This window comes from Cupriavidus sp. GW821-FHT07C08 (assembly GCF_059419025.1).
The window spans coordinates 43,508-66,049 of the sequence record NZ_JBWKQZ010000015.1; the positions used below are offsets into that span (position 1 = coordinate 43,508).

A 22,542-nucleotide genomic window follows, 5' to 3' on the forward strand; every position below is an offset into this window, starting at 1 on the left:
CATGGAACGCCCCCCGCAGAAACCCAAGTCCGCCAGCAGCCGACCGACGCGGCCCGATGCCGACCCGGATGCACTCGCGCCGCAGGCAGGCCCGCGGCCGCCCGTGGCGCGCAAGGGCCGGGGCGCCGTGAGCAACCTGCAGGGGCGTTTCGAGCGCGACCTGCGCGAAGCGTTCGACGATGGCTGGGGCAGTGCACCGGAAGAGGCGCCGCATACCATCGAGGCCGCACCGTCGCCGGAGCGAACCCCGCTGCCGCCGCTGCGCACGGAAGTCCATATCGAGCGCGCCCGTTCGGTCCTGACACGCAATGCATCGCCCGACATCCCGTTCGATGTCTCGCTCAACCCCTACCGCGGTTGCGAGCACGGCTGCATCTACTGCTTCGCCCGGCCGACGCACGCCTACCTGGACCTGTCGCCGGGGCTGGACTTTGAAACGCAGCTTTATGCCAAAACCAACGCCGCCGAGCGGCTGCGCGAGGCGCTGGCACGGCCGTCGTACCGCTGCGAGACCATTGCGCTGGGCGTCAACACCGACGCCTACCAGCCGATCGAGCGCGAACAGCGCATCACGCGCGGCCTGCTTGAGGTTCTGAGCGAGTGCGACCACCCGGTGGCGCTGATTACCAAGTCGTCGCTGATCGAGCGCGATATCGACCTGCTCGCGCCGATGGCGGCGAAGCGGCTGGCGGTGGCCGCGGTCACCATCACCACGCTGGACGCCGGCATCGCGCGCACGCTGGAACCGCGCGCGGCCACGCCGTCACGCCGGCTGCGCACCATCCGCACGCTGACCGACGCGGGCATCCCGGTGGGTGTGAGCATCGCCCCGGTGATCCCGTTCATCACCGAACCCGACCTGGAGCGTGTATTGGAAGCGGCGCACGAAGCGGGCGCCGTCTATGCAAACTACATCGTGCTGCGGCTGCCCTGGGAAGTGCGGCCGCTGTTCGAGGAATGGCTGCTGGCGCATTTTCCCGACCGCGCGGAACGGGTGATGAACCGCGTGCGCGACATGCGCGAGGGCAAAGCCTACGATGCCAGCTTTGCCTCGCGCATGCGCGGTACGGGCGTGTGGGCCGACTTGCTGCGCCAGCGGTTCTACAAGGCCGCCGAACGGCTAGGGTTCCGTTACAACCGGTTCGAGCTGGATACGTCGCGTTTCCGCCCGCCAGTCAGGGGGCCCCGCGGCAAGGACGATCCGCAGGGTTCGCTGTTCTGAGTCTTCTGAGCGCGCTCGGTGGCCAACTGGTCGCCGATCATGCTGCTGGCGAGTTCCAGCGCGGCCTTCGCGCTCGATGGCGGCAGTCCCGAGGACAGCGCCAGCCTGACAGCGATCGCCGCCAGGCGTCCTTCCTCATAGGTTGGCATGTCGATGCTTGCTCCTTTGCGCCAGGGTGTGGCCCCGCCGCGCGTGACACCGCCGGGATCGGACGGCTCTACCAGTATGGGCGAATTGGCGGAAAGGAGAGCCGCCGTTTGCGCCGGCCTTGATCGTGCGCAAGCGCGCAGTGCGCTCTAGGTATCGGGCCGGTCCCAATAGGGCGGGTTGCCGAAGCGCTCGGCGAAGAAATCCACGAAGGCGCGTGTCTTGGGCGGTACCAGGTGCCGGCTGGGAAACACTGCCCAGATCGACACTGCCGGCACCACCGGGTATTCGTCCAGCACTGTCACCAGCGCACCGCTGCGCAACAGCGGGCCCACATCCCAGGTCGACTTGAGCGAGATGCCGACGCCGGCCACCACCGCGTCGCGCAGCACTTCGCCGTTATCCACGCGCAGGTTGCCGCGCACGTTCACCACGGCCTCGCCCAGCGGCGTATTGAAGCGCCACGCCGACTGGTCGGCCAGGACCAGGCAGTTGTGCTGGCGCAGGTCGTCCGGGTGGCGCGGCACGCCATGGCGCTGCAGGTAGGCGGGTGAGGCACAGATCACGCGGTGGCTGGGTGCGAGCGCGCGTGCCACCAGCGTGGAATCGGGCAGCACGCCCATGCGCAGCGCCACGTCGATGCTGGCATCGACCAGTCCGATCACCTGGTCGGTCAGGCGCAGGTCAAGCGTGATGTCGGGATAGGCGGCAAGGAATTCCGGCAGCGCCGGCGAGACATGCTGGCGCCCGAAGGACGCCGGCGCGGTCACGCGCAACTGCCCGCGCGGGTGCTCGGTGCTGGTGCCGACCGATTCGCTGGCCAGATCCGCGGTGGCAAGCAACTGCTCCGCATGCGGCAGGAAGCGTTCGCCGTCGGCGGTGAGTGCCAGCCGGCGTGTGGTGCGATGCAGCAGGCGGCTGCCCAGGGACTGTTCCAGCCGGCCCAGGCGGGCGCTGGCGGTAGAGGTGGACAAGCCCAGGTCGCGCGCGGCGGCCGACAGGTTGCCCAGTGCCGCGGCGCGGACGAAGACGGCAATGTCGAGCAGGTCGAAATGCACGGCGCCAATGCCGCCGCGGCCGCTATTGCGACAACGCGCGGGCGGCCTCGACCTGCGATTCGAAGAAGGTCTGGAAGCTGATCGCCAGCCCGGCCATCAGCAGGCCGGTGCCGATCAGCAGCGACAGGATCACCAGGATCACCACCGGCCAGCCGGAGCGCGTAGGTTTGCCGAGCTGGTTGAAGCGTGCGTCCCATTTGTCGTCCGGGCGCAGCCCGTAGACGATGGCCGCCAGGAAGGCGCTGATGACGGAGGCTCCGCCGGCGACGGCGAAGGTCCAGTTCAGCGCCGGGGTGCCCGCGCCGGCCGCCATCGAGGCCACGCCGATCGCGCCCGCCAGCAGCGCCAGCAGGTGCGTCCAGCCATACGGGTCGCGCAGGCCGCCCAGGTAGAAGCGATGCGCGCCCAGGCTGCCGAACAGGAACGCCAGCGCCACGGTCAGCAGCTTCGATTTGCCGCGCGCGGGCGGCGAGGCGAGCGTGGAGGCATGGCGGGCTGGCGTGGCTGCAGGCATGGTCGGATATCCGGCGGTTGCGGGCCGGCAATGCACCGGCACAGGAGCGGCGGCACACGGGTACCGGCTGGCCCACATTGTACGCCGGCAGTCAGCGCAAGAAAGGGAAGTGCGTCAGAAGACGCGCAGGACGGCGCTAATGCCAGCCTGACTGCAGGCCGTCCAGGAAGGCCACCGCGTGCTCGCTGATATGGGTTTCGCCGTAGAGGACCAGGGTCAGGATGCCCATGAACAGAATTGACAGCGATAACTGGCCGGCATGTTCGGCCAGGTCGCTAAGAAGGGATGACATGATAAACCTCACAGAATTATTGTTATTGTCTTTCTGGAGGCTGCGCCCGTGCCGTCTTGATCGGGTCCGGCAGGAGGTGTCGGGCAGAGGCAGGTCAGTTCGATTGCCGTCTGCACTGGACGGCACGCTGTGAGCCCCGGACAGCGCCGGGCGGCAGCCTGTGCGTGGCACCCGGAAAGCGGGGCACACACTTAAATAGAGACAGGGGGAGCGGGGGAGGAGTTCCGCGAACAGCCGAAAGACCGTTGGGCCGTGCGGCAATGGGCGGGGTTGCGCCGACAGCCGTCAGCAGCGACCGTTATCGGCCATTGTCGCGGCCACGTGCCTGCCAGCCGGGGCCGACGTTGCCTGGCCGGGAGTCGTTGCGGGCTTCATTGGGGTTGTCGCGTTCCTGGCCCCGGCCGCGGTTATCGTCGCGGGCACCAGCCAGCGCGGCGCGGCGCCCGCTCAGGCGGTCGTCGGCACGGGCACGTGCTTCCATGCGGTCGATCTGGGCTTGCACGTGCTCGCGGCTCTCGGCGCGCACGGTGGCCATCTGCCAGCCGTCGCGGGGCTGCGGCTGCATCCGTGCGGAGCGGCCATCAGGCCGTACTTGTTGCCAGAACGCGACCTGGGCATGGCTGGCGGCAACCGCGCCGACCAGGCCCGAGGCCACCAGGATGCCAGCCACCAGGTCGCGCAGGAGAGAGCGGGTGAGCATGCGGATTCCCAGGTTCCTGACGCGCTGTGTTGCTGTTGGAAGATGGGTTCATGGTACGCATGGGCCATCGGGGCGCCTATGCCAATCCCGTTACCGGTGTAACGGATTGTTTCGGCCACCCGGGCCCCCTTTCCGTGGGGTTTTCAGCGGGGTTCAGGGCCGGTAGCGGATGCGGTAAATGGCCCCGGCAAGGTCGTCGCTGACCAGCAGCGAACCGTCCGGTGCAACCAGGACGTCGACCGGGCGGCCCCACGGCCTGCCACCGCGCAGCCAGCCCTGCGCGAACACCTCCTGGTGCACCGCCTTGCCGGCATCGTCGAGCACCACCCGGACCACGCGGTAGCCGGACGGCTCGCTGCGGTCCCAGCTGCCGTGCTCGGCAATGAAGACATTGTTGCGGTAGGCCGCCGGGAATTGCGTGCCGGTATAGAAGCGCATGCCCAGGGCCGCCACGTGCGCGCCCAGCAGGGCCACCGGCGGCACGAACTCGGCGCAGGGGCGCTGGCTGCCATATTCGGGGTCGGCAACCTTGCCGGCATGGCAGTACGGGTAGCCGAAATGCTGGCCGGCAGCGGTGGCGCGGTTGAGTTCATCGTCGGGCAGGTCGTCGCCCATGCGGTCGCGGCCGTTGTCGGTGAACCACAGTTCGCGCGTGGCCGGGTGCCAGTCGAAGCCGACGGTGTTGCGCACGCCGCGTGCCACCACCTGCAGGTCGCTGCCGTCGGGCTTCATCTTCATGATGTTGGCGTAGCGGTTCTCGTCGGGCGCGCAGATGTTGCATGGCGCGCCGACCGGCACGTAGAGATAGCCGTCGGGACCGAAGGCGATGAATTTCCAGCCGTGGTGCCCGTCCGTCGGGAAGCGGTCGCTCACCACCGTTGGTGCCGGCGGCTTGTCGAGGCTGGCCTCGATATGGTCGATCCGCACGATCTTCGACACCGAGGACGCGTACAGGCTGCCGTCGTGCAAGGCCACGCCGGCCGGCATGCGCAGCCCGGTGGCGACCGTGCGCACGCGCGGCCGGGCCCCCAGCGCGTCGGTCACCGCGTAGACCTTGCCTTCGCCGCGCGAGCCGACGAAGAGCGTGCCCGACGGCGACATCGCCATGGCGCGCGCGCCTGGCACGTCCTGCGTCAGCACCTCGATGCGGAAACCAGGCGGCAGACGGACCTGGTCCAGCGGCAGGGCGGCCGGCGCTGACCCGGTGCCTGCCAGCAGTACAATGGCGAGCAGGGCCGCAGGCCGCACGGTGCGTGCCATGAAGTGCAGAGCCGGGCGCATGTCGGGCCTCCTGTCGCGGTTTTTGCCACGATGCCTGCACGGCAGGCGCGCGTCAATCACCTAAGTTCACCTAAGTGTTTGTTTGGCCTCGGTAACTGGGCTATACTCTTACGTTTCGTGTTCGAACGTCCTCGAACACCCCGTTTCGAACACCCCGTTTTCTGAGGAATCATTCCATGGTCGTTATCCGTCTGGCTCGCGGCGGCAGCAAGAAGCGCCCGTTCTTCAACATCGTCGCCACCGACTCGCGCAACCGTCGCGATGGTCGTTTCATCGAGCGCGTTGGTTTCTACAACCCGCTGGCTACGGAAGGTGAAGAAGGCCTGCGCCTGGCGCAAGACCGCCTGGCCTACTGGCAAGGCGTTGGCGCCCAGCTGTCGCCGACCGTTGCCCGCCTGGTCAAGCAAGGCGCCGCCAAGGCTGCTGCCTGATAGTCGCCTGCAGCGCGCCCCGTCGAACCGTTTTTACGGCCGGCGGGGCGCGTTCTTATTGCACACGTGACTGAACGAAAGCAGGGCGCCGCCCGGCCGCTGAACCGACCGCTGGTTCAGCCCCAGGGCGAGCCGCAAAAGGCTTGCAAGCTGCCCGCGGCGCTCCTGTATGCCGACCCCCTGCCGGAAGACCTGGTAGAGGTCGGCTATATTGGCGCTGCCTACGGCATCCGTGGCTGGATCAAGGTCTTGCCGCATGCCGATGATGCTTCGGCCCTGCTGCATGCCCGACGCTGGTGGCTGCTGGCACCGCCGCAGGCGGGGCTGGTGGCGGCCGATGCGTCGCGTGCCCAGCCCGTCTGCGTAAAGATCGCGCAGTCGCGCGAGCACAGCGGCACCGTCGTGGCGCAAGCGTCCGGCGTGGCCGACCGCAATCTTGCGGAAGCGCTCAAGGGCCGTCGCGTGTGGATCCGGCGTGCGGATTTTCCCGCGCCGGAAGAAGATGAGTTCTACTGGGTCGACCTGATCGGCTGCACCGTCAGCAACGAGCAAGGCGAGTTGCTGGGCGAGGTGTCCGGGCTGATCGATAACGGTGCCCACCAGATCCTGCAGGTCGCCTTTGTGCAGCCTGACGGCAAGGCCGGTGAACGGCTGATCCCGTTTGTCGATGCGTTCCTACGCTCGGTGGATACCGCGGGCAGGCGCATCGTGGTGGACTGGGGGCTCGACTACTGAGCCTGTGCCCGCGATGGTGCGGGATTGGCGCAGGATTGGGATTGGGAGAGAGCGGATGCAGTTCGATGTGATCACGCTGTTTCCCGACATGTTTCGCGCGCTGACCGACTGGGGTATCACCAGCCGGGCGGCCAAGCAGCAGCGCTATGGCTTGCGCACCTGGAATCCGCGTGATTTCACGGTCGACAACTACCGCACCATCGATGATCGTCCTTACGGCGGCGGTCCCGGCATGGTGATGCTGGCCAAGCCGCTGGATGACGCGATCGATGCCGCGGTGGCGGCGCAGGCGCAGGCCGGCGTGCCGAAGCCGCATGTGGTGCTGATGTCGCCGCAGGGCAAGACGCTGTCGCATGCCAAGGTGATGGAGCTGGCCGAACGGCCGGGCCTGGTCCTGCTGTGCGGCAGGTATGAGGCCATCGACCAGCGGCTGATCGACCGCCGCGTGGACGAGGAAATCAGCCTCGGCGACTTTGTGCTGTCGGGCGGCGAGCTGCCGGCGATGGCGCTGATCGACGCCGTGGTGCGCCATCTGCCCGGCGTGCTGGGCGATGCGCAGTCGGCCGTGCAGGACAGCTTCGTCAACGGCCTGCTGGATTGTCCGCACTACACGCGGCCGGAAGAATATGAAGGCGTGCGGGTCCCCGACATCCTGCTCGGGGGCCATCATGCCGAGATCGAGAAATGGCGGCGCCAGCAGGCGCTGGCCAATACCGCGAGCAAGCGCCCCGACCTGATCGAGGCCGCTCGCGAACAAGGTTTGCTGACCCGCGCCGACGAGAAATTCTTGTCGGAATGGGCGGCGAAGGAAGGGCGGGGGGAAACTCCCGCCAGGTAAAACCCCATCCTCTGCCGGGGCCCGGGCAATGCCTGGGGCATACAACGCCGGCACGATGGTTACGGAGAAAAAACGATGAACATCATCGAGCAGATCGAGAAGGAAGAGATCGCGCGTCTGACCGCGAACAAGACCATCCCCGCATTCGCACCTGGCGACACCGTGATCGTCAACGTGAACGTGGTGGAAGGTACGCGCAAGCGCGTGCAGGCCTACGAAGGCGTCGTGATTGCCAAGCGCAACCGCGGCCTGAATTCGTCCTTCATCGTGCGCAAGATCTCGTCGGGTGAAGGCGTGGAACGTACGTTCCAGCTGTACTCGCCGCTGATCGCCGGCATCGAAGTGAAGCGTCGCGGCGACGTGCGTCGCGCGAAGCTGTACTACCTGCGCCAGCGTTCGGGCAAGTCCGCACGTATCAAGGAAAAGCTGGTGTCGAAGGCTGCTGTCGCTGCCAAGGCTGCGCAGTAAGCTGGGCATGCCGGCCGGGGCAGCCCGGCCAGCGTTTCCTCAGGAAGGGCACCCCAGGGTGCCCTTTTTGCATTGGCGCGGCGCAAATGCTGGAAGCGGCGGGCATTTTTGCTGCGGCGCCAGAATGCGCGCTTCTGTCATACTTGCGATGTTATGCGTCCTGCTTTCGATCCCGAATCCCTTCCCGTCATCGACACCGACCTGCGCAACAGCGCCCTGAGCGCGCCGCGGCTGGAGGTGGACTTTATCCGGCACCGCTTCCAGGTGCCGCCGGCCTGGGCGCCGGAGCTGACCGATGAATCGCGTGTCTATGACCGCAGCCGCGGGCTGCGCGACGCCGCCGTGCTGGTGCCGCTGGTGGAGCGCCATGAAGGCCTGACGGTGCTGCTGACGCAGCGCAATGCCAACCTGAGCGCGCATGCCGGGCAGATCAGCTTCCCGGGCGGACGCCAGGAGGAGTGGGATGCCAACCGCATCGATACGGCACTGCGCGAGACGGAAGAAGAGGTGGGACTGGCGCGCGATTACGTGGAAGTGCTGGGTGCGTTGCCGGACTACATCACCGGCACCGGCTTTCACGTGAGCCCGGTGGTGGGCCTGGTGCGCGACGGCTTTACGCTGCGCCCGGACGCGTCGGAAGTGGCCGATGTCTTTGAAGTGCCGCTGGCCTTCCTGATGAATCCCTCGCACCATGAGCGGCGCCTGTTCCGCTGGGTCGACGGCGAACGGATCTTCTACGCCATGCCCTATCCGCGCGAGGACGGCGGCCACCGCTTTATCTGGGGCGCGACCGCGGGCATGCTGCGCAATCTCTACCACCTGCTGGCGGCCTGAGCCGCCGTTGCGCGACCTGGATCAGGCCGCCGCCTGGTCCTTGCTGCCGATGCAGTGCGGGCAGCTCGTGCCCACCACATAGTGCGGGCTCTGCTGCTGCTCGGGCGTGACCACAGCGCGGCAGGCAAAGCACTGCTTGGGCCCGGCCGGCTCCAGATTGGGATTCAGCGCTGTGCGGTAGTCGAAGACAAAGCAGTCGCCGCGATAGTGGCTGCCACCCACTTCCTCGAAGTACTTCAGGATCCCGCCCTCGAGCTGGTACACGCGCTCCACGCCGACTTCCTGCATATGGATCGCCGCCTTCTCGCAGCGGATGCCGCCGGTGCAGAACGACACCACGGTCTTGCCCTCCAGCTCCGCCTTGTGCGCCCCCACCGCCTCGGGAAATTCGCTGAACTTGGCGATGTCGTACTCGACCGCCGCCTCGAAAGTGCCGACCGCGACCTCGAAATCATTGCGCGTATCAAGCATCACCACCGGACGGCCCTCGTCGTCGTGCCCCTGGTCCAGCCAGCGCTTCAGGTCGGCCGGTCGCACCGAAGGTGCACGGCCCGCCTCGGGGCGGATCAGTGGCATCTTCATGGTGATGATTTCCTTCTTGGCACGCACCAGCATGCGCTTGAAGGGCTGGTGCTCCGACAGGCTTTCCTTGGGCGCGATATCGGCAAAGCGCGCATCGGCATGCAGCCAGGCCATGAAGCCGTCGATGGCTGCGCGCGGGCCCGCCAGGAACATGTTGATGCCCTCGGGCGCGAGCAGGATCGTGCCTTTCAGGCCGGCCGCTTCGCAGCGCTCGCGCATGGCCGGGCGCAGGGCCTCGATGTCGTCCAGCGAGACGAATTTGTAAGCGGAAATATTGACGATCTGCATGAGAGACTGCGCCTGCACGGCCGCGTCCGGAAGGGGCGCCGACGGCTTGCGATAACTGCCTGATTGGAAAGGCGAAATTATAACGCGTGCGGGTGCCGGCGCCGCGCATTCCCAAGCACTCCGATCAGCTATGCCGGGCCCTCGCGCCAGGCCGCCTGCACGCAATATCGGAGGCATGCCAGCGGACTGAGCCGGTACAATGTCGCCCATGTCCGCACCCCGCTTCGTACACCTCCGCCTGCATTCCGAATATTCCATCGTGGACGGCATCGTCCGCCTGGAAGACGCCGTCAAGGCCGCCGCCGCCGATGGCATGGGCGCGCTCGCCCTGACGGACCTTGCCAACGCCTTCGGGCTGATCCGTTACTACAAGGAGGCGCGCGGCGGCGGCGTGAAGCCGGTGGTCGGTGCCGACGTCTGGCTCACCAACGCCGAGGACCGCGACAAGCCGTCGCGACTGCTGCTGCTGGTGCAGGACCGCCGCGGCTACCTGAACCTGTGCATGCTGCTGTCGCGCGCGTGGCTGGGCAACCAGCACCGCGGCCGCGCCGAGATCGATCCGGCCTGGTTCCTGGAACCCGGCGAGGACGACCTGCCGCTGGCCACCGGCCTGATCGCCCTGTCGGGCGCAATGGGTGGCGATATCGGCATGGCGCTGGCCAACGGCAATGCCGACGGTGCGCGCCGCGCGGCACAGCATTGGTCCACGGTATTCGCGCAGCGCTTCTACATCGAACTGCAGCGTGCCGGCAATGCCGGCACCGATGCCTACGTGCAGCAGGCCGTGCAGCTGGCTGCGGAACTGCAACTGCCGGTGGTGGCCACGCATCCGGTGCAGTTCATGACGCCGGACGACTACACCGCGCACGAGGCGCGCGTGTGCATCGCCGAGGGCGAGCTGCTGGCCAATCCGCGCCGCACCCGGCGCTTTACCACCGACCAGTACTTCAAGACCCAGGACGAGATGTGCGCGCTGTTCGCGGACATCCCCTCGGCGCTGGAGAACGCGGTCGAGATCGCGCGCCGCTGCAACCTGACGCTGGAGCTGGGCAAGCCGCGCCTGCCGCTGTTCCCGACGCCCGACGGCATGTCGCTGGACGACTACCTGGTCTTCATGGCCAAGGACGGGCTGGAGAAGCGCCTGGCGGTGCTGTTCCCCGACGAGGCTGTGCGCGAATCGAAGCGCCCGGAATACTACGCACGGCTGGAGTTCGAGACCGGCACCATCATCAAGATGGGCTTCCCCGGCTACTTCCTGATCGTGGCGGACTTTATCAACTGGGCCAAGAACAACGGCGTGCCGGTGGGCCCGGGCCGCGGTTCGGGCGCCGGTTCGCTGGTGGCCTATGCGCTCGGCATTACCGACCTGGATCCGCTCAAGTACGCCCTGCTGTTCGAGCGTTTCCTGAACCCGGAACGGGTCTCTATGCCCGACTTCGACATCGACTTCTGCCAGCACGGCCGCGATCGCGTGATCACCTACGTGAAGGAGAAGTACGGCAAGGACGCGGTATCGCAGATCGCCACCTTCGGCACCATGGCGGCCAAGGCCGCGGTGCGCGACGTGGGCCGCGTGCTTGACCTCGGCTACGGCTTTGTCGACGGCATCGCCAAGCTGATCCCGTTCAAGCCCGGCAAGCTGGTCACCATCGAGGAGGCCAAGAAGGAAGAGCCGCTGCTGACCGAGCGCGAGAACAACGAGGAAGAAGTGCGCCAGCTGCTGGAGCTGGCACAGCGCGTCGAAGGCATGACCCGCAACGTCGGCATGCACGCCGGCGGCGTGCTGATCGCGCCCGGCAGGCTGACCGACTTCTGCCCGCTGTACACGCAGGGCGCGCAGAACGACGGCATGAGCGGTGTCGTCAGCCAGTATGACAAGGACGACGTCGAGGCCGCCGGCCTGGTCAAGTTCGACTTCTTGGGCCTGACCACGCTGACCATCCTGGACTGGGCCGAGCGCTATATCCGCCGCCTCGACCCGAGCAAGGCCGACTGGAACTGCAGCCATATCCCGCTCGCCGACGGCCCCGCCTTCGACATCCTCAAGACGGCCAACACGGTCGCCGTGTTCCAGCTGGAAAGCCGCGGCATGCAGGGCATGCTCAAGGACGCCAAGCCTGACCGCTTCGAGGACATCATCGCGCTGGTGGCACTGTACCGCCCGGGCCCGATGGACCTGATCCCCAGCTTCTGCGCGCGCAAGCACGGCCGCGAGAAGGTGGAGTATCCCGATCCGCGCGTCGAACCCGTCCTGAAAGAGACCTACGGCATCATGGTCTACCAGGAACAGGTGATGCAGATGGCGCAGATCATCGGCGGCTACTCGCTCGGCGGCGCCGACCTGCTGCGTCGGGCCATGGGCAAGAAGAAGCCCGAGGAGATGGCGCAGCATCGCGTGATGTTCCGCGAGGGCGCCGACAAGAACGGCCTCTCCGCGCAGCAGGCCGACGACATCTTCGACCTGATGGAGAAGTTCGCGGGCTACGGCTTCAACAAGTCGCACGCGGCCGCGTACGCACTGCTGGCGTACTACACCGCCTGGCTCAAGGCCCACCATCCGGCCGAATTCATGGCAGCCAACATGTCGCTGGCCATGGATGACACCGACAAGGTCAAGATCCTCTACGAGGACTGCAAGCTCAACAAGCTCGCGGTGCTTCCGCCCGACGTCAACGCCAGCGAATACCGCTTCGCGCCGACCGACTCCAAGACCATCCGCTATGGGCTGGGCGGCATCAAGGGCAGCGGCCAGGGCGCCATTGAAGACATCCTGCGCGCGCGCGAAGAGCGCCCGTTCACCGATCTGTTCGACTTCTGCGAACGCGTCGACCGCCGCCAGGTCAACCGCCGCACTATTGAGGCATTGATCCGCGCCGGCGCGTTCGACAGCCTGAACGACAACCGCGCCCAGTTGCTGGCATCGGTGCCGATCGCGATGGAGGCCGCCGAGCAGAAGGCGGAGTCCGCCAACCAGGTGTCGCTGTTCGACCTGATGGGCGATGCCGGCGAAGCGCACCGCCCCGAGCTGCTCGACGAGCCGCGCTGGAGCCCCAAGCGCACGCTGCAGGAAGAGAAGCAGGCGCTTGGCTACTACTTCTCCGGCCACCTGTTCGACGCCTACCGCGACGAGGTGCGCCGCTTCAACAAGGGCACGCTGGCCGCGCTGGAAAAGGAAGTGCAGGGCAACGGCGGCGGCTTCGGCCGTGATGTGCGCGGCAAGACCATCGCCGGCGTGATCTCCGGCGTCCGCACGCAGATGACCCAGCGCGGCAAGATGCTGATCGTGACGCTCGACGACGGCACCGGGCTGGTCGAGATGACGGTGTTCAACGAGCTGTTCGACGCCAACCGGCACATGTTCCGCGAGGACGAGCTGCTGATCGCCACGGGGAATGCGCGGCACGATATGTTTACCGGTGGGGTGAGGTTTACGGCCGAGTCGGTGATGGACCTGGTGGCCGCGCGCCTCAAGTTCGCCAGCGCGGTGCGGCTGGCGATGAATGGCAATTCTTCGACCGGGATGCTGCGCGAACTGCTGATGCCGCACCTGGCCCGCGCCAGCGGCGGGCAGGGTTTGCCGGTGCGCATCCACTACCAGTCGGCGGCGGCTTCGTGCGAGGCCATGCTCGGAGCGGACTGGAAGGTGGTGCCCTCCGACGAGGCGCTGACCGCGTTGCGGCTGGCACTGTCGCCGGACAGCGTCAGCACCCTCTACGAATAAGCCGACGGCAGCGGCGGTCTCAGGCCGCCTGCCGGGCGGCACGCGCGCTGGCCGCCAGCGTTAGCAGCGCGTCGACGTGGGCCTCGATGCCCGGATCGTAGTTGAGCATCGCCATCGGGTCCGCCAGCCGGCCCTGGCCGCTGCGTGCCGCGTCGACCGCGGCGCGAATCGCACGGTCGAGGGTCTCGGCGCGATCGCGTGCGAAGGCATGCACCGCCTGCGGCCGGATTACCTCCAGGCAGGCAATATTGTCGGCAAAGACCAGCGGCGTGCCGCACAGCACCGATTCCACGCCGACCAGTCCGAACGGTTCATAGCCCGACGCCAGGATGGTGAAGTCCGCGGCGCGGTAGAGCGCGTCGATGCGGCTGCTGTAGCCCAGTTCCCGTACCCGCGGGATGGTGCGCCCGACCGGACGGCCGGCCACGGCAAGCGTGATCGGCAGGTCCGATTTAGAGAAATAGTCGGCAAGCAGGTCGAAACCCTTGCGGGCATGGCCCGAAGACGGGAACAGGAACACGACCTCATCGTCACCGAAACCGAACTCATGGCGCAACGCGGCGCGCGCGTCGGCGTCGACCGGCGTGAAGCGCTGCGTGTCGACCGGCGGATAGATCAGTTCCACGCGGTCCGGCGGCATCCCGTACAGCTCGATCACCTCGCGGCGCATCAGCGCCGAATGCGCCACCACGCGATGCGCTCCAGCATACTGCGCACTCTCCAGGTCGATCTGCCACTGGTCGGAGCGGCGCGCTGTCGTGCCGCGCGCGCCGAGATAGCCGCGGTGGGTGCCGCCGCAGATGGCGATATCGGAGCCGCGCACGCGGTTGCAGCCGATCAGCACTTCATCCACGGGACGGTGCGCTTGCAGCCGCCACGAGAAATAGCGGTCGCGCAGCTTGCCGGGCAGCCACGAGACCAGGATGCGATGCGGCGTGACGCCGGCCGCCTGCGCCACGCCGGCGTCGAAGCGGCGCGCGTACACCGACACCTCGGTGCCGGCGCGGGCTGCCATCGCGCGGCTGATGTCGAGCGCGTAGCGTTCCAGGCCGCCGCCAGCGCCGAAGCGATTGCAGGAGATGCCAACTTTCATCGATGCATGGAATAAAGGGGAGGGGCGGCCGGCCGCCTCAACGGGTGACCTCAGGGGCGGCTGCCTTGAGATCGGTGTCGGCCTGCAACTGCGCCAGCTTGGCGTACTTGTAGTAGCTTGCCTGCGCATTCATCAGCGCCACGCCGAAGCCTGCGCTGCCGTCCAGGAAGCCGCGCTTGAGCAGGAAGGTCCGGATGAAGGCCCACAGGCCGTGGCCCGCGGCGGACGCGACCGAACTACGCTTGCCCCGCGCGTAGGCCTGCTGCGCGCCTGCGCTGGAGTAGCTGTCGATCTTGCGCAGCACGTCCGACAGTGTGCGGTAGCTGTAATGGATCAGCGGCTCGCGCAGATGGGTGACCGGGTCGTCCACCTTCAGGTGTTCGTGGACCAGGTCATCCGTGAAGCGGCCGCGGCCCTTGCGGAAGACGCGGGTCACATAGTCCGGATACCAGCCTGCGTGGCGCACGAAGGTGCCGCAGAACGCTGACAGGCGCGGCAGCGCAAGCGCGTGGGCGTCGGCCCGCTTCAGATGGCCCAGGATCTCGTCGCGCAGGGCGGGCGTGACACGTTCATCGGCATCGAGACTCAGGATCCAGTCGCCCGTGGCGGCGTCAACCGCACGGTTCTTCTGCGGGCCGAACCCAGGCCAGTCGTCGGTCTGGATGACAGTGGCGCCGGCGGCACGCGCAATCGCCACCGTGTCATCCGTGCTGGCCCAATCCACTATAATCGCCTCTTCGCACCAGGACACGCTTTCGAGGCATGGCCCGATATTGTGAGCTTCATTCCTGGTAATGATGACGGCCGAGACTCTCATGGAACATAGGGGAGGCACGCAGGTCGGACAAGACCGACGGGCCGCCGGAGTCGCCCGCGGCGCCAGGCGCTGGATCGAGACCGCGTATTCTACCGCACTGGCGCATGGCGCCCTTCGCGCACCCTGATGCCATCGAGTCGGCTCACGGGCCGTTTCCTGATTCTCAAATTGATGATACGAGCACAATTGTCCCGTTCTGCCGGGATGGAAGAAGTCTTCCTTCTGCCTGCGCGTGCAGCATTGGTCTCTCTCTTGCCGGCTGCAATCCGGGCAAGACCGGACCCACAGGCGCTGGCCGCATGATCGGCGCCTACGTCATCAATCTCGACACCGCGCGGGAGCGCCGGGAGCGCATTGCCGGCCAGCTGGCGGGCCTTGACATCCCGTTCCAGGTGTTCCGGGCCGTGGATGGCCGCGTGCTGTCGCAGGAGGAAGTGGCCAGCAAGTACGATGCCGCCGCCGCCGCCGCGCGCTACCGGCCCATGAGCCGGGGCGAGGTCGGGTGCGGGTTGAGTCATCTTGGTGTGTACCGCAAGATGCTGGACGACGGCGCCGCCTTTGCGCTGGTGCTGGAGGACGATGCTTCGCCTGGCCCCGACCTGGCAGCCGTGCTGGCCGACCTGGAGTCGCGCCTGGATCCGGACCGCGCCGAGGTGGTGCTGCTGTCCCATGTCGACAAGTACACCCGCTGGGGAGCCCGCAGGCTCGGCGGCGAACGACGCCTGGTCAGGCGCTACGGCGAATGGTGGCGCGCGCACGGCTACGTGGTGACGCGCGCCGCAGCGCAGCGGCTGCTGGCGGGTTTGCAGCCGATGTGGTGCGCGGCCGACTACTGGTCGGCCTTCGAAAAGCAGGGCCTGGTGTCGGTCAGTGCGGTGGTGCCATATTGCATCGGCCTGACCGAACTGGCCGAGACCTCGTCGCTCGAAACGCATCGCGCCGACCTGGACGCCACCGACAAGGCTCAGCGCAGCATCGGCTATTATCTGCGCCGCTACGTCTATCAGCGCTTCCTGTTCCAGCTCATCGTCAGGCCCTTCCTTCGGGTAGCCCGGCAGAAGCGGCCGGGCTAGCGCCGGGCCGGCACGCCGCCTCCACACACAAGAAATATCAGTGACCACATCCAAACCGCCCATTTCGCCAGGTGCCGCCGTGCCGTCCAGCATGGCCAGCCGGCTCTGGTCTTACCTGCGCCCCGAGCTACGCATCTTCATCGGCGCCATCCTTGCCATGGCCGTGGTCGCGGGCAGCGAAGGGGTGATCCCCAAGGTTGTCAATGACCTGCTCGACAAGGGCTTCGGCGGCGACTACGCCGGCACGCTGTGGCATGTCCCCGCGATCCTGACCGGCGTGGCCCTGATCCGCGGCGTGGCGCAGTTTGCCTCCGGCTACCTGCTGAACCTGATTTCGAACCGCGTGCTGCTGAAGATGCGTTTGCAGATGTTCGAGCGACTGCTGCAGGCGCCGGCGTCGTTCTTCCACCGCAACACGGCGGCTTCGCTGATCAATGCCGTGATCTTCGAGGTCAACCAGGTGCTGCAGATCCTGACCAGCGTCTTTATCACGCTGGTGCGGGACTCGCTGACGGTTGTGGCGTTGCTGATCTACCTGTTCTATACCAACTGGCGCCTGACGCTGATCGTGGCGGTGATCCTGCCGGTGATCGGCTACCTGATGTCGAAGATCAACCGCCGGCTGCGCAAGCTCAACCGCGATCACCAGGCCTTTACCAACAACGCTGCCTATGTCGTGGAAGAGGCCGTGGGCGGCTACAAGGTGGTCAAGCTGCACGGCGGCGAAGCCTACGAGATGGGCCGCTTCCGCACCGTGGCCGAGCGGCTCAAGAACTACTCGATGCGCATGGCGGTCGCCGGCGGGCTGAACCAGCCGGTCACGGCCTTCCTGGCTGCGCTGGCGCTGTCGGTGATCATCACCATTGCGATGGTGCAGGCGCAGGCCAACCAGACCACGGTGGGCGGTTTTACCGGCTTTGTGATGGCGATGCTGCTGCTGATCTCGCCGCTCAAGCACCTGACCGACATCAACCAGCCGCTGACGCGCGGCATCACTGCAGCCGAGATGATCTTCCGGCTGATCGATGAACCGATCGAGCCACAGGACGGTGGCAAGATGCTGGGTCGTGCCCGCGGCGAGCTGGCCTTCGAGCAAGTCGGCTTCCGCTACGGTGAGGCATCGCGCGCCGCGCTGGAGGGCATCGACCTGCGCGTCAGTCCGGGCGAGGTGGTGGCGCTGGTGGGCCCGTCGGGCAGCGGCAAGACCACGCTGGTCAACCTGGTGCCGCGCTTCTTCGACCCCACTGCCGGGCGCATCCTGCTGGATGGCGCGCCGCTGACCGAGTTGTCGCTGAAGGACCTGCGCAACCAGATCGCCTTCGTCAGCCAGGACGTGGTGCTGTTCAACGACACCGTCGCCGCCAATGTGGCATATGGCGCGCAATCCGACAGCGAGATCGACATGGCCCGCGTTGAGCGCGCGCTGGCGGCCGCCTACCTGACGGAAACGGTCAAGGGGCTGCCGGAAGGCCTGAATACCAATATCGGCGACAACGGCATGAAGCTGTCCGGTGGCCAGCGCCAGCGGCTGGCGATTGCCCGGGCGCTGTACAAGGACGCACCGATCCTGATCCTGGACGAGGCCACTTCGGCACTGGATTCGGAGTCGGAGCGCCAGGTGCAGGCGGCGCTGGAGGAACTGATGAGGGGCCGGACCACGCTGGTGATTGCGCACCGCTTGTCCACCATCGAGAACGCCGACCGCATCGCCGTGCTGGACCACGGCCGCGTGGCGGAGCAGGGCACGCACGCACAGCTGCTGGCGGCCAACGGCCTGTACGCCGGGTTGCACCGGATCCAGTTCGCGACGCATCAAGGGTAACGGACGTACCAACGACAAAGGCCGGCGCTTGCGCCGGCCTTTGTCGTTTCCTTCGTGCTCAGTTTGGCGAGGTGACGGGCGGCTGCACGCCCAGCACTTCATCGATGGCAGCCAGCACCTGATCCCGCCGCGGCACCACGCCGCCGCCGCCCAGCGAGACCGCGCGGCCCGGCGCATCGACGCCGTACAGGTGGCGCGACGTGGTCGTGAACAGGATCACGGTCGGGCGGCGCAGCGCATCGGCGATATGCACGAAGCCGGTGTCCATGCCAACCACCAGCGATGCCTTGCCTACCATCTGCGCCACGCCGGTGATGCTCAGGCGCGGCATCACTTCGGCGTTGGGCACGCTGGCGGCGATGGTCTCGGCTTCCTTGCGCTCCGCGTCGTTGCCCCAGGGCACCAGCACGCGCAGCCCGCGCGCCGAGATCGCGCTGCCCACGCTGATCCAGTCGGCGACCGGCCACTTCTTTTCTTCGCTAGAGGTGGCATGGAACAGCATCGCGTACGGACCCTTGGCGGCCGGCGCCGGCGTGTCTGCGGGCATCTCCAGGCCGTAGTCCATGTCCCTGGTCAGCTCATAGCCCAAGGCGCGGCTGACGGCGCGGCGCATCCGCTGCCGCGCGCAATCTTCCTCGACAAATGGCTGGAACACATGGTTGTAGGCGAAGCGGGCGCCGCTCTCGCCCAACTCTGCCACGGGGTAGCCATAGCGATTGCGCGTGCGTGCCAGGAACGTCACGATGGCGCTCTTGTAGACGCCATGGACGTCCAGCACCGCATCGTACTTCTCGCGGCGCAGTTCACGCAGCGCACTGAAGATCGCACGCAAGCCAGCCCAGTTGCGCGATTTCTTGAAGCCGCGCAGCGGCGCGGAAATCACGCGCTCGATATTCGGATTCCAGCGCGGCACGTCGGCGCAATATGAGTCGGCGATCCAGTCGATCTTGACGCCGGGAAAGGCCCGCTGCAGGTCCGCGACCAGCGGCTGGGTGAACACCATGTCGCCGAGGGAGGTCAGCTTGACGATGAGAATACGTTTCATCGGGAACAGTAGGGCGGGCAATGTGCCCGCCTGGTTCGGAAGGTGCGTAGTATGCCTTATCCAGGAGACAAGTGTCCGTGCGATGCATGGGTGACATGGCGCCCGCCACGCCCATGCCGATCCGTTAGTATCTGTACCAGAAGCTCACGACCGATGACGCATATCCAATAGGAGGCAGGAGACCATCATGTCCGACACGGCATTCCCCATCAGCCGCTACCCCATCCCCGCGCTGACCAAGCTCCCCGACGACATCCGCGCCCGCATCCTGGAAGTCCAGGAAAAAGCCGGCTTCGTCCCCAACGTCTTCCTGGCGCTGGCGCACCGTCCCGACGAGTTCCGCGCGTTCTTCGCCTACCACGATGCGCTGATGCTCAAGGAGGGCGGCCTGACCAAGGGCGAGCGCGAGATGATCGTGGTGGCGACTTCCGGTGCCAACCAGTGCCTGTACTGCGTGGTGGCGCATGGCGCGATCCTGCGCATCTATGAGAAGAAGCCGCTGGTGGCGGACCAGGTGGCGGTGAACTACCTGAAGGCGGATATTCCGCCGCGCCAGCGCGCGATGCTCGACTTTGCGATGAAGGTGTGCAACGCGTCGCATGAAGTGGGCGATGCCGACTTTGCTGCGCTGCGCGAGCACGGTTTTTCCGAGGAGGATGCCTGGGATATTGCCGCCATCACGGCGTTTTTCGGCCTGTCGAACCGGATGGCGAACACGATCAGCATGCGTCCGAACGACGAGTTCTACCTGATGGGCCGGGTCCCGAAAGCGAAGTAACGCCGCAGGCGCTCACCGTACCTCGGCGCAGGCACCGCTCTTGGGATCGAACAGCACCGGCCACGCCTGCTCGTAGATGCCCGGCGTGCAGTGCTTCTCGCAGCGGTTATGGGCCAGCGTCACGCGGCGCGGGTCCTGCCACACCAGCAGCTTGCACTGGCTGCCGTCGATGGCCTGCAGTTCGATGTGCGGGGTCTCGCGGACCTGGCGGAACTCGGCCAGGTTGAATTCGCAACTGCCGCGCCGCGATACCCATAGCTTCCACTTGAGCGCACGCACCTCGTTGGCCTTGACGTCCATCAGCGCGTCTTCGCGGAAGCCGTCTTCCTCGGTGCGCTTGCAGGCGGCGGCAATGTTGATGGTCTTGTTCGCGATCGGGGTGGCGCGCTCCTTGGGCGCGGCGGCGACCGCTTCGCCCTTCGCCTCGGGCGGCGGCAGGGGGGCGCGCCTGGTGATCGGCAATGGCGCGCACGCCACCGACAACAGGAGGGCCAGCAGACAGGCTCCATGGTTCGTGGCGTTCATGCCGGACTCCTTGCTTGCCGGCCGGGCCGCGCCTTGCATCGGGGTGGCAGGCCGGGCGCGGCATCCGTGCGGATGCCGCTGACTACCCTCGCTTAGTTATAGCGGATGGCAAACGGAATTGGAGTAGGACCATCCCCGAGCCCGTTAGGAGGCGGACGCAAGCGGACAGACAAATGCGCTGCAACGTGGTTACGTTCGTAAACAGCTTGATACACAGATGCGGGATGCGGCGTGCTAGTGTGCTGTTCCGTAGGTAGCTTGCCAAAATGAAATCGTCCAGTTGGTCGTCAGGCTAGGCGCGAGGAGGCGCCATAGCCGTAGCTATGGCAACGACGAGCAACGACGCATGGCGGCCAACTGGGCGATTTCATGGCAAGGTATCTACGGAACAGGACACTAGCTTCCTCAACCATCGCTCGCCGCCCCCAGAATGAAGCCCCGCGCCCTTGTTGCCCTCGTTGTATTGCCCGTGCTCCTTGGCACCATCTCCGCCGCCGCGCGTGCCGACGACGACTGGGACGACGATCACCACTACGCGCGCCGCTACAAGGGCGGCGACTACAAGGAAGAGTTCTGGGTCGGCAACTGCAAGATCAAGCGCAAGTGGAAGGACAACGGCGAGTATAAGGAAGAGCGCAAGTGCAAGGACCGGCCGGTCGTGTACCAGCCGCCGCCGGCTGTGTACTACCAGCCCGAACCCGCCTTCGTGGTGAGTCCGCAAGTCGTGATCCGGCCCTAGTCCAGAATGCAGAAAGGCCCGCCAGTGAGCGGGCCTTTCCATGCCTGCGCCGGCATCTTCACATCAGGATGATGTCGTATTGCTCCTGGTGGAACGTCGATTCCACCTGCAGCGAGATCGGCTTGCCGATGAAGTCGCCAAGCATCGCCAGATGCTGGCTTTCTTCTTCCAGGAACAGGTCGATCACTTCCTGCGAGGCCAGGATGCGGAATTCGCGCGGGTTGAACTGGCGCGATTCGCGCATGATCTCGCGCAGGATGTCGTAGCAGGCCGTGCGCGGCGTCTTGACCTGGCCCTTGCCCTGGCAGACCGGGCATTGCTCGCACAGCACATGCGCCAGCGACTCGCGCGTGCGCTTGCGCGTCATCTCGACCAGGCCCAGTTGCGAGAAGCTGTTGACCGTGATGCGGGTGCGGTCGCGTGCGAGCGCTCGCTTCAGCTCGGACAGCACCGCGTCGCGGTGCTCGGCGTTCTCCATATCGATGAAGTCGATGATGATGATGCCGCCGAGGTTGCGCAGGCGCAGCTGCCGCGCGATGGTGTGGGCCGCCTCCAGGTTGGTCTTGAAGATGGTGTCGTCAAAGTTGCGCGCGCCCACGTAGCCGCCGGTGTTGACGTCGATGGTCGTCATCGCCTCGGTCTGGTCGATCATCAGGTAGCCGCCCGACTTCAGGTCCACCCGGCGCGACAGCGCCTTCTCGATCTCGGCGTCGATATTGAACAGGTCGAAGATCGGACGCTCGCCGGTGTAGTGCGACAGCCGCGGCAGCACCGCCGGGGTGTATTCCTTGGCGAACTCCAGCAGCATCTGGTAGTTCTCGCGCGAGTCGATCTGGATCACGCCGGTGGCGTCGTTGATGAAGTCGCGCAGCACGCGCTGGGCCAGGTTCAGGTCCTGGTAGAGCAGGCTGGGCGCGGGCAGGGTGGTGGCGTTCTGGCGGATCGTGCCCCAGATCTTGCGCAGGTAGGCGATATCGTTGCCGAGTTCCTCGTCGGTCGCTTCCTCGGCGATGGTGCGCACGATAAAGCCGCCGCGCTCGTCGGCGGGCACCAGGCCCTGCACGCGGCTGCGCAGCGCCTCGCGGTCCACTTCGCCCTCGATGCGCTGCGAGATGCCGATATGCGGATCCTGCGGCAGGTACACCAGGGTGCGCCCGGCGATGCTCACCTGGGTGGACAGCCGCGCGCCCTTGGTGCCGATCGGATCCTTGATCACCTGCACCATCAGCGCCTGGCCTTCGAACAGGGTCTTCTCGATGGCCAGCTGCGGCGTGGAATTGTTGCGGTCGGCGTCGCGTGGATGCCAGATATCGGCCACGTGCAGGAAGGCGGCGCGCTCCAGGCCGATGTCGATAAAGGCCGATTGCATGCCGGGCAGCACGCGCACCACCTTGCCCAGGTAGATATTGCCGACCAGCCCGCGCGTCAGCGTGCGTTCGACATGCAGTTCCTGCACGGCGGCCTGCTGCACGATGGCGACGCGGGTCTCTTGGGGCGTGATGTTGACGAGGATGTCTTCAGTCATAGCGGGTGAAACGC

23 protein-coding genes are annotated in these 22,542 nt (G+C 66.5%); 12 read left to right on the forward strand and 11 right to left on the reverse strand.

The annotated features are described in order from the left end of the window. Position 1: 1 nt before the first annotated feature. Entirely contained in the window at positions 2–1,222 is a 1,221-nt protein-coding gene (locus tag AC07UK_RS19355; RefSeq protein ID WP_494686235.1) for a PA0069 family radical SAM protein, read from the forward strand. An 18-nt stretch (positions 1,223–1,240) separates the two neighbouring features. Then, on the forward strand, positions 1,241–1,363 hold the full coding sequence (locus tag AC07UK_RS19360; protein WP_436221051.1) for a hypothetical protein: 123 nt from the start codon (positions 1,241–1,243) through the stop codon (positions 1,361–1,363). A gap of 155 nt (positions 1,364–1,518) precedes the next feature. On the opposite strand, the gene AC07UK_RS19365 is transcribed toward AC07UK_RS19360, so the two are convergent. From AC07UK_RS19365 to AC07UK_RS19385, 5 genes are all read right to left on the reverse strand, one after another. Continuing rightward, on the reverse strand, positions 1,519–2,427 hold the full coding sequence (locus tag AC07UK_RS19365; RefSeq protein ID WP_494686234.1) for a LysR family transcriptional regulator: 909 nt from the start codon (positions 2,425–2,427) through the stop codon (positions 1,519–1,521). A gap of 22 nt (positions 2,428–2,449) precedes the next feature. Then, entirely contained in the window at positions 2,450–2,941 is a 492-nt protein-coding gene (locus AC07UK_RS19370; protein ID WP_436221053.1) for an NINE protein, read from the reverse strand. A gap of 136 nt (positions 2,942–3,077) precedes the next feature. Beyond that, complete coding sequence (locus AC07UK_RS19375) at positions 3,078–3,233, reverse strand: hypothetical protein (protein WP_013955876.1); 156 nt, start codon at positions 3,231–3,233, stop codon at positions 3,078–3,080. Between the two features lie 298 nt (positions 3,234–3,531). Continuing rightward, on the reverse strand, positions 3,532–3,933 hold the full coding sequence (locus AC07UK_RS19380; protein ID WP_436221054.1) for a hypothetical protein: 402 nt from the start codon (positions 3,931–3,933) through the stop codon (positions 3,532–3,534). A gap of 153 nt (positions 3,934–4,086) precedes the next feature. Then, positions 4,087–5,214: a PQQ-dependent sugar dehydrogenase gene (locus AC07UK_RS19385; RefSeq protein WP_436221055.1), complete on the reverse strand. Its 1,128-nt coding sequence runs from the start codon at positions 5,212–5,214 to the stop codon at positions 4,087–4,089. 176 nt (positions 5,215–5,390) lie between these two features. Between AC07UK_RS19385 and rpsP the strand changes: the two genes are divergently transcribed. The 5 genes from rpsP (at position 5,391) to AC07UK_RS19410 (ending at position 8,520) form a co-directional block, all read left to right on the forward strand. Then, positions 5,391–5,645, forward strand: coding sequence for a 30S ribosomal protein S16 (rpsP, locus tag AC07UK_RS19390; RefSeq protein ID WP_010812927.1), 255 nt, complete (start codon positions 5,391–5,393; stop codon positions 5,643–5,645). Positions 5,646–5,756: 111 nt separating this feature from the next. Beyond that, entirely contained in the window at positions 5,757–6,380 is a 624-nt protein-coding gene (rimM, locus tag AC07UK_RS19395) for a ribosome maturation factor RimM (RefSeq protein ID WP_436223044.1), read from the forward strand. Positions 6,381–6,435: 55 nt separating this feature from the next. Next, entirely contained in the window at positions 6,436–7,218 is a 783-nt protein-coding gene (gene trmD, locus AC07UK_RS19400) for a tRNA (guanosine(37)-N1)-methyltransferase TrmD (RefSeq protein ID WP_436221056.1), read from the forward strand. A gap of 75 nt (positions 7,219–7,293) precedes the next feature. Then, positions 7,294–7,686: a 50S ribosomal protein L19 gene (gene rplS / locus AC07UK_RS19405; protein ID WP_013955882.1), complete on the forward strand. Its 393-nt coding sequence runs from the start codon at positions 7,294–7,296 to the stop codon at positions 7,684–7,686. A 153-nt stretch (positions 7,687–7,839) separates the two neighbouring features. Further along, the gene (locus AC07UK_RS19410) at positions 7,840–8,520 is read left to right on the forward strand and encodes a CoA pyrophosphatase (RefSeq protein WP_436221057.1); all 681 of its coding nucleotides are present in this window, start codon (positions 7,840–7,842) and stop codon (positions 8,518–8,520) included. Positions 8,521–8,541: 21 nt separating this feature from the next. On the opposite strand, the gene AC07UK_RS19415 is transcribed toward AC07UK_RS19410, so the two are convergent. Beyond that, positions 8,542–9,390 carry a sulfurtransferase gene (locus AC07UK_RS19415; RefSeq protein WP_436221058.1) on the reverse strand — a complete coding sequence of 283 codons (849 nt, stop codon included), beginning with the start codon at positions 9,388–9,390 and terminating at the stop codon, positions 8,542–8,544. A 208-nt stretch (positions 9,391–9,598) separates the two neighbouring features. Here AC07UK_RS19415 and dnaE point away from each other — a divergent pair, with 208 nt between their 5' ends. Beyond that, on the forward strand, positions 9,599–13,111 hold the full coding sequence (gene dnaE, locus AC07UK_RS19420) for a DNA polymerase III subunit alpha (RefSeq protein WP_494686233.1): 3,513 nt from the start codon (positions 9,599–9,601) through the stop codon (positions 13,109–13,111). A 19-nt stretch (positions 13,112–13,130) separates the two neighbouring features. Here the strand turns inward: dnaE and AC07UK_RS19425 are convergent, their stop codons facing one another. Together AC07UK_RS19425 and AC07UK_RS19430 are read right to left on the reverse strand one after the other, a co-directional pair. Beyond that, complete coding sequence (locus AC07UK_RS19425) at positions 13,131–14,204, reverse strand: glycosyltransferase family 4 protein (RefSeq protein ID WP_436221060.1); 1,074 nt, start codon at positions 14,202–14,204, stop codon at positions 13,131–13,133. Between the two features lie 37 nt (positions 14,205–14,241). Next, positions 14,242–15,021 (reverse strand): glycosyltransferase family 2 protein, encoded by a 780-nt coding sequence (locus AC07UK_RS19430; protein ID WP_494686232.1) that lies wholly within the window; start codon positions 15,019–15,021, stop codon positions 14,242–14,244. 299 nt (positions 15,022–15,320) lie between these two features. On the opposite strand from AC07UK_RS19430, the gene AC07UK_RS19435 reads away from it, so the two are divergent. Further along, complete coding sequence (locus AC07UK_RS19435) at positions 15,321–16,094, forward strand: glycosyltransferase family 25 protein (protein WP_436221062.1); 774 nt, start codon at positions 15,321–15,323, stop codon at positions 16,092–16,094. Positions 16,095–16,185: 91 nt separating this feature from the next. Then, a complete protein-coding gene (gene msbA / locus AC07UK_RS19440; RefSeq protein WP_436223045.1) occupies positions 16,186–17,916 on the forward strand; it encodes a lipid A export permease/ATP-binding protein MsbA in 1,731 nt (576 codons plus the stop codon). A 58-nt stretch (positions 17,917–17,974) separates the two neighbouring features. Here the strand turns inward: msbA and waaC are convergent, their stop codons facing one another. After that, complete coding sequence (gene waaC / locus AC07UK_RS19445) at positions 17,975–18,961, reverse strand: lipopolysaccharide heptosyltransferase I (RefSeq protein ID WP_010812916.1); 987 nt, start codon at positions 18,959–18,961, stop codon at positions 17,975–17,977. Positions 18,962–19,148: 187 nt separating this feature from the next. Between waaC and AC07UK_RS19450 the strand changes: the two genes are divergently transcribed. Then, complete coding sequence (locus tag AC07UK_RS19450) at positions 19,149–19,739, forward strand: peroxidase-related enzyme (RefSeq protein ID WP_436221063.1); 591 nt, start codon at positions 19,149–19,151, stop codon at positions 19,737–19,739. A gap of 12 nt (positions 19,740–19,751) precedes the next feature. On the opposite strand, the gene AC07UK_RS19455 is transcribed toward AC07UK_RS19450, so the two are convergent. After that, positions 19,752–20,264 carry a hypothetical protein gene (locus AC07UK_RS19455; RefSeq protein WP_436221064.1) on the reverse strand — a complete coding sequence of 171 codons (513 nt, stop codon included), beginning with the start codon at positions 20,262–20,264 and terminating at the stop codon, positions 19,752–19,754. Between the two features lie 430 nt (positions 20,265–20,694). Here AC07UK_RS19455 and AC07UK_RS19460 point away from each other — a divergent pair, with 430 nt between their 5' ends. Further along, the gene (locus tag AC07UK_RS19460) at positions 20,695–21,003 is read left to right on the forward strand and encodes a hypothetical protein (RefSeq protein ID WP_436221065.1); all 309 of its coding nucleotides are present in this window, start codon (positions 20,695–20,697) and stop codon (positions 21,001–21,003) included. A gap of 58 nt (positions 21,004–21,061) precedes the next feature. Here the strand turns inward: AC07UK_RS19460 and rng are convergent, their stop codons facing one another. After that, positions 21,062–22,528 (reverse strand): ribonuclease G, encoded by a 1,467-nt coding sequence (gene rng, locus AC07UK_RS19465; RefSeq protein WP_013955894.1) that lies wholly within the window; start codon positions 22,526–22,528, stop codon positions 21,062–21,064. Positions 22,529–22,542 lie beyond the last annotated feature (14 nt).

Excerpts from the sequence above, each read along its gene's own strand:
- AC07UK_RS19355 (WP_494686235.1), top strand. The coding sequence starts at position 2 with ATGGAACGCCCCCCGCAGAAACCCAAGTCCGCCAGCAGCCGACCGACG.
- AC07UK_RS19370 (WP_436221053.1), bottom strand. The coding sequence starts at position 2,941 with ATGCCTGCAGCCACGCCAGCCCGCCATGCCTCCACGCTCGCCTCGCCG.
- AC07UK_RS19375 (WP_013955876.1), bottom strand. The coding sequence starts at position 3,233 with ATGTCATCCCTTCTTAGCGACCTGGCCGAACATGCCGGCCAGTTATCG.
- AC07UK_RS19380 (WP_436221054.1), bottom strand. The coding sequence starts at position 3,933 with ATGCTCACCCGCTCTCTCCTGCGCGACCTGGTGGCTGGCATCCTGGTG.
- AC07UK_RS19385 (WP_436221055.1), bottom strand. The coding sequence starts at position 5,214 with ATGCGCCCGGCTCTGCACTTCATGGCACGCACCGTGCGGCCTGCGGCC.
- rpsP (WP_010812927.1), top strand. The coding sequence starts at position 5,391 with ATGGTCGTTATCCGTCTGGCTCGCGGCGGCAGCAAGAAGCGCCCGTTC.
- trmD (WP_436221056.1), top strand. The coding sequence starts at position 6,436 with ATGCAGTTCGATGTGATCACGCTGTTTCCCGACATGTTTCGCGCGCTG.
- rplS (WP_013955882.1), top strand. The coding sequence starts at position 7,294 with ATGAACATCATCGAGCAGATCGAGAAGGAAGAGATCGCGCGTCTGACC.
- AC07UK_RS19410 (WP_436221057.1), top strand. The coding sequence starts at position 7,840 with ATGCGTCCTGCTTTCGATCCCGAATCCCTTCCCGTCATCGACACCGAC.
- AC07UK_RS19415 (WP_436221058.1), bottom strand. The coding sequence starts at position 9,390 with ATGCAGATCGTCAATATTTCCGCTTACAAATTCGTCTCGCTGGACGAC.
- dnaE (WP_494686233.1), top strand. The coding sequence starts at position 9,599 with ATGTCCGCACCCCGCTTCGTACACCTCCGCCTGCATTCCGAATATTCC.
- AC07UK_RS19425 (WP_436221060.1), bottom strand. The coding sequence starts at position 14,204 with ATGAAAGTTGGCATCTCCTGCAATCGCTTCGGCGCTGGCGGCGGCCTG.
- AC07UK_RS19430 (WP_494686232.1), bottom strand. The coding sequence starts at position 15,021 with ATGAGAGTCTCGGCCGTCATCATTACCAGGAATGAAGCTCACAATATC.
- AC07UK_RS19435 (WP_436221062.1), top strand. The coding sequence starts at position 15,321 with ATGATCGGCGCCTACGTCATCAATCTCGACACCGCGCGGGAGCGCCGG.
- msbA (WP_436223045.1), top strand. The coding sequence starts at position 16,186 with ATGGCCAGCCGGCTCTGGTCTTACCTGCGCCCCGAGCTACGCATCTTC.
- waaC (WP_010812916.1), bottom strand. The coding sequence starts at position 18,961 with ATGAAACGTATTCTCATCGTCAAGCTGACCTCCCTCGGCGACATGGTG.
- AC07UK_RS19450 (WP_436221063.1), top strand. The coding sequence starts at position 19,149 with ATGTCCGACACGGCATTCCCCATCAGCCGCTACCCCATCCCCGCGCTG.
- AC07UK_RS19455 (WP_436221064.1), bottom strand. The coding sequence starts at position 20,264 with ATGAACGCCACGAACCATGGAGCCTGTCTGCTGGCCCTCCTGTTGTCG.
- AC07UK_RS19460 (WP_436221065.1), top strand. The coding sequence starts at position 20,695 with ATGAAGCCCCGCGCCCTTGTTGCCCTCGTTGTATTGCCCGTGCTCCTT.
- rng (WP_013955894.1), bottom strand. The coding sequence starts at position 22,528 with ATGACTGAAGACATCCTCGTCAACATCACGCCCCAAGAGACCCGCGTC.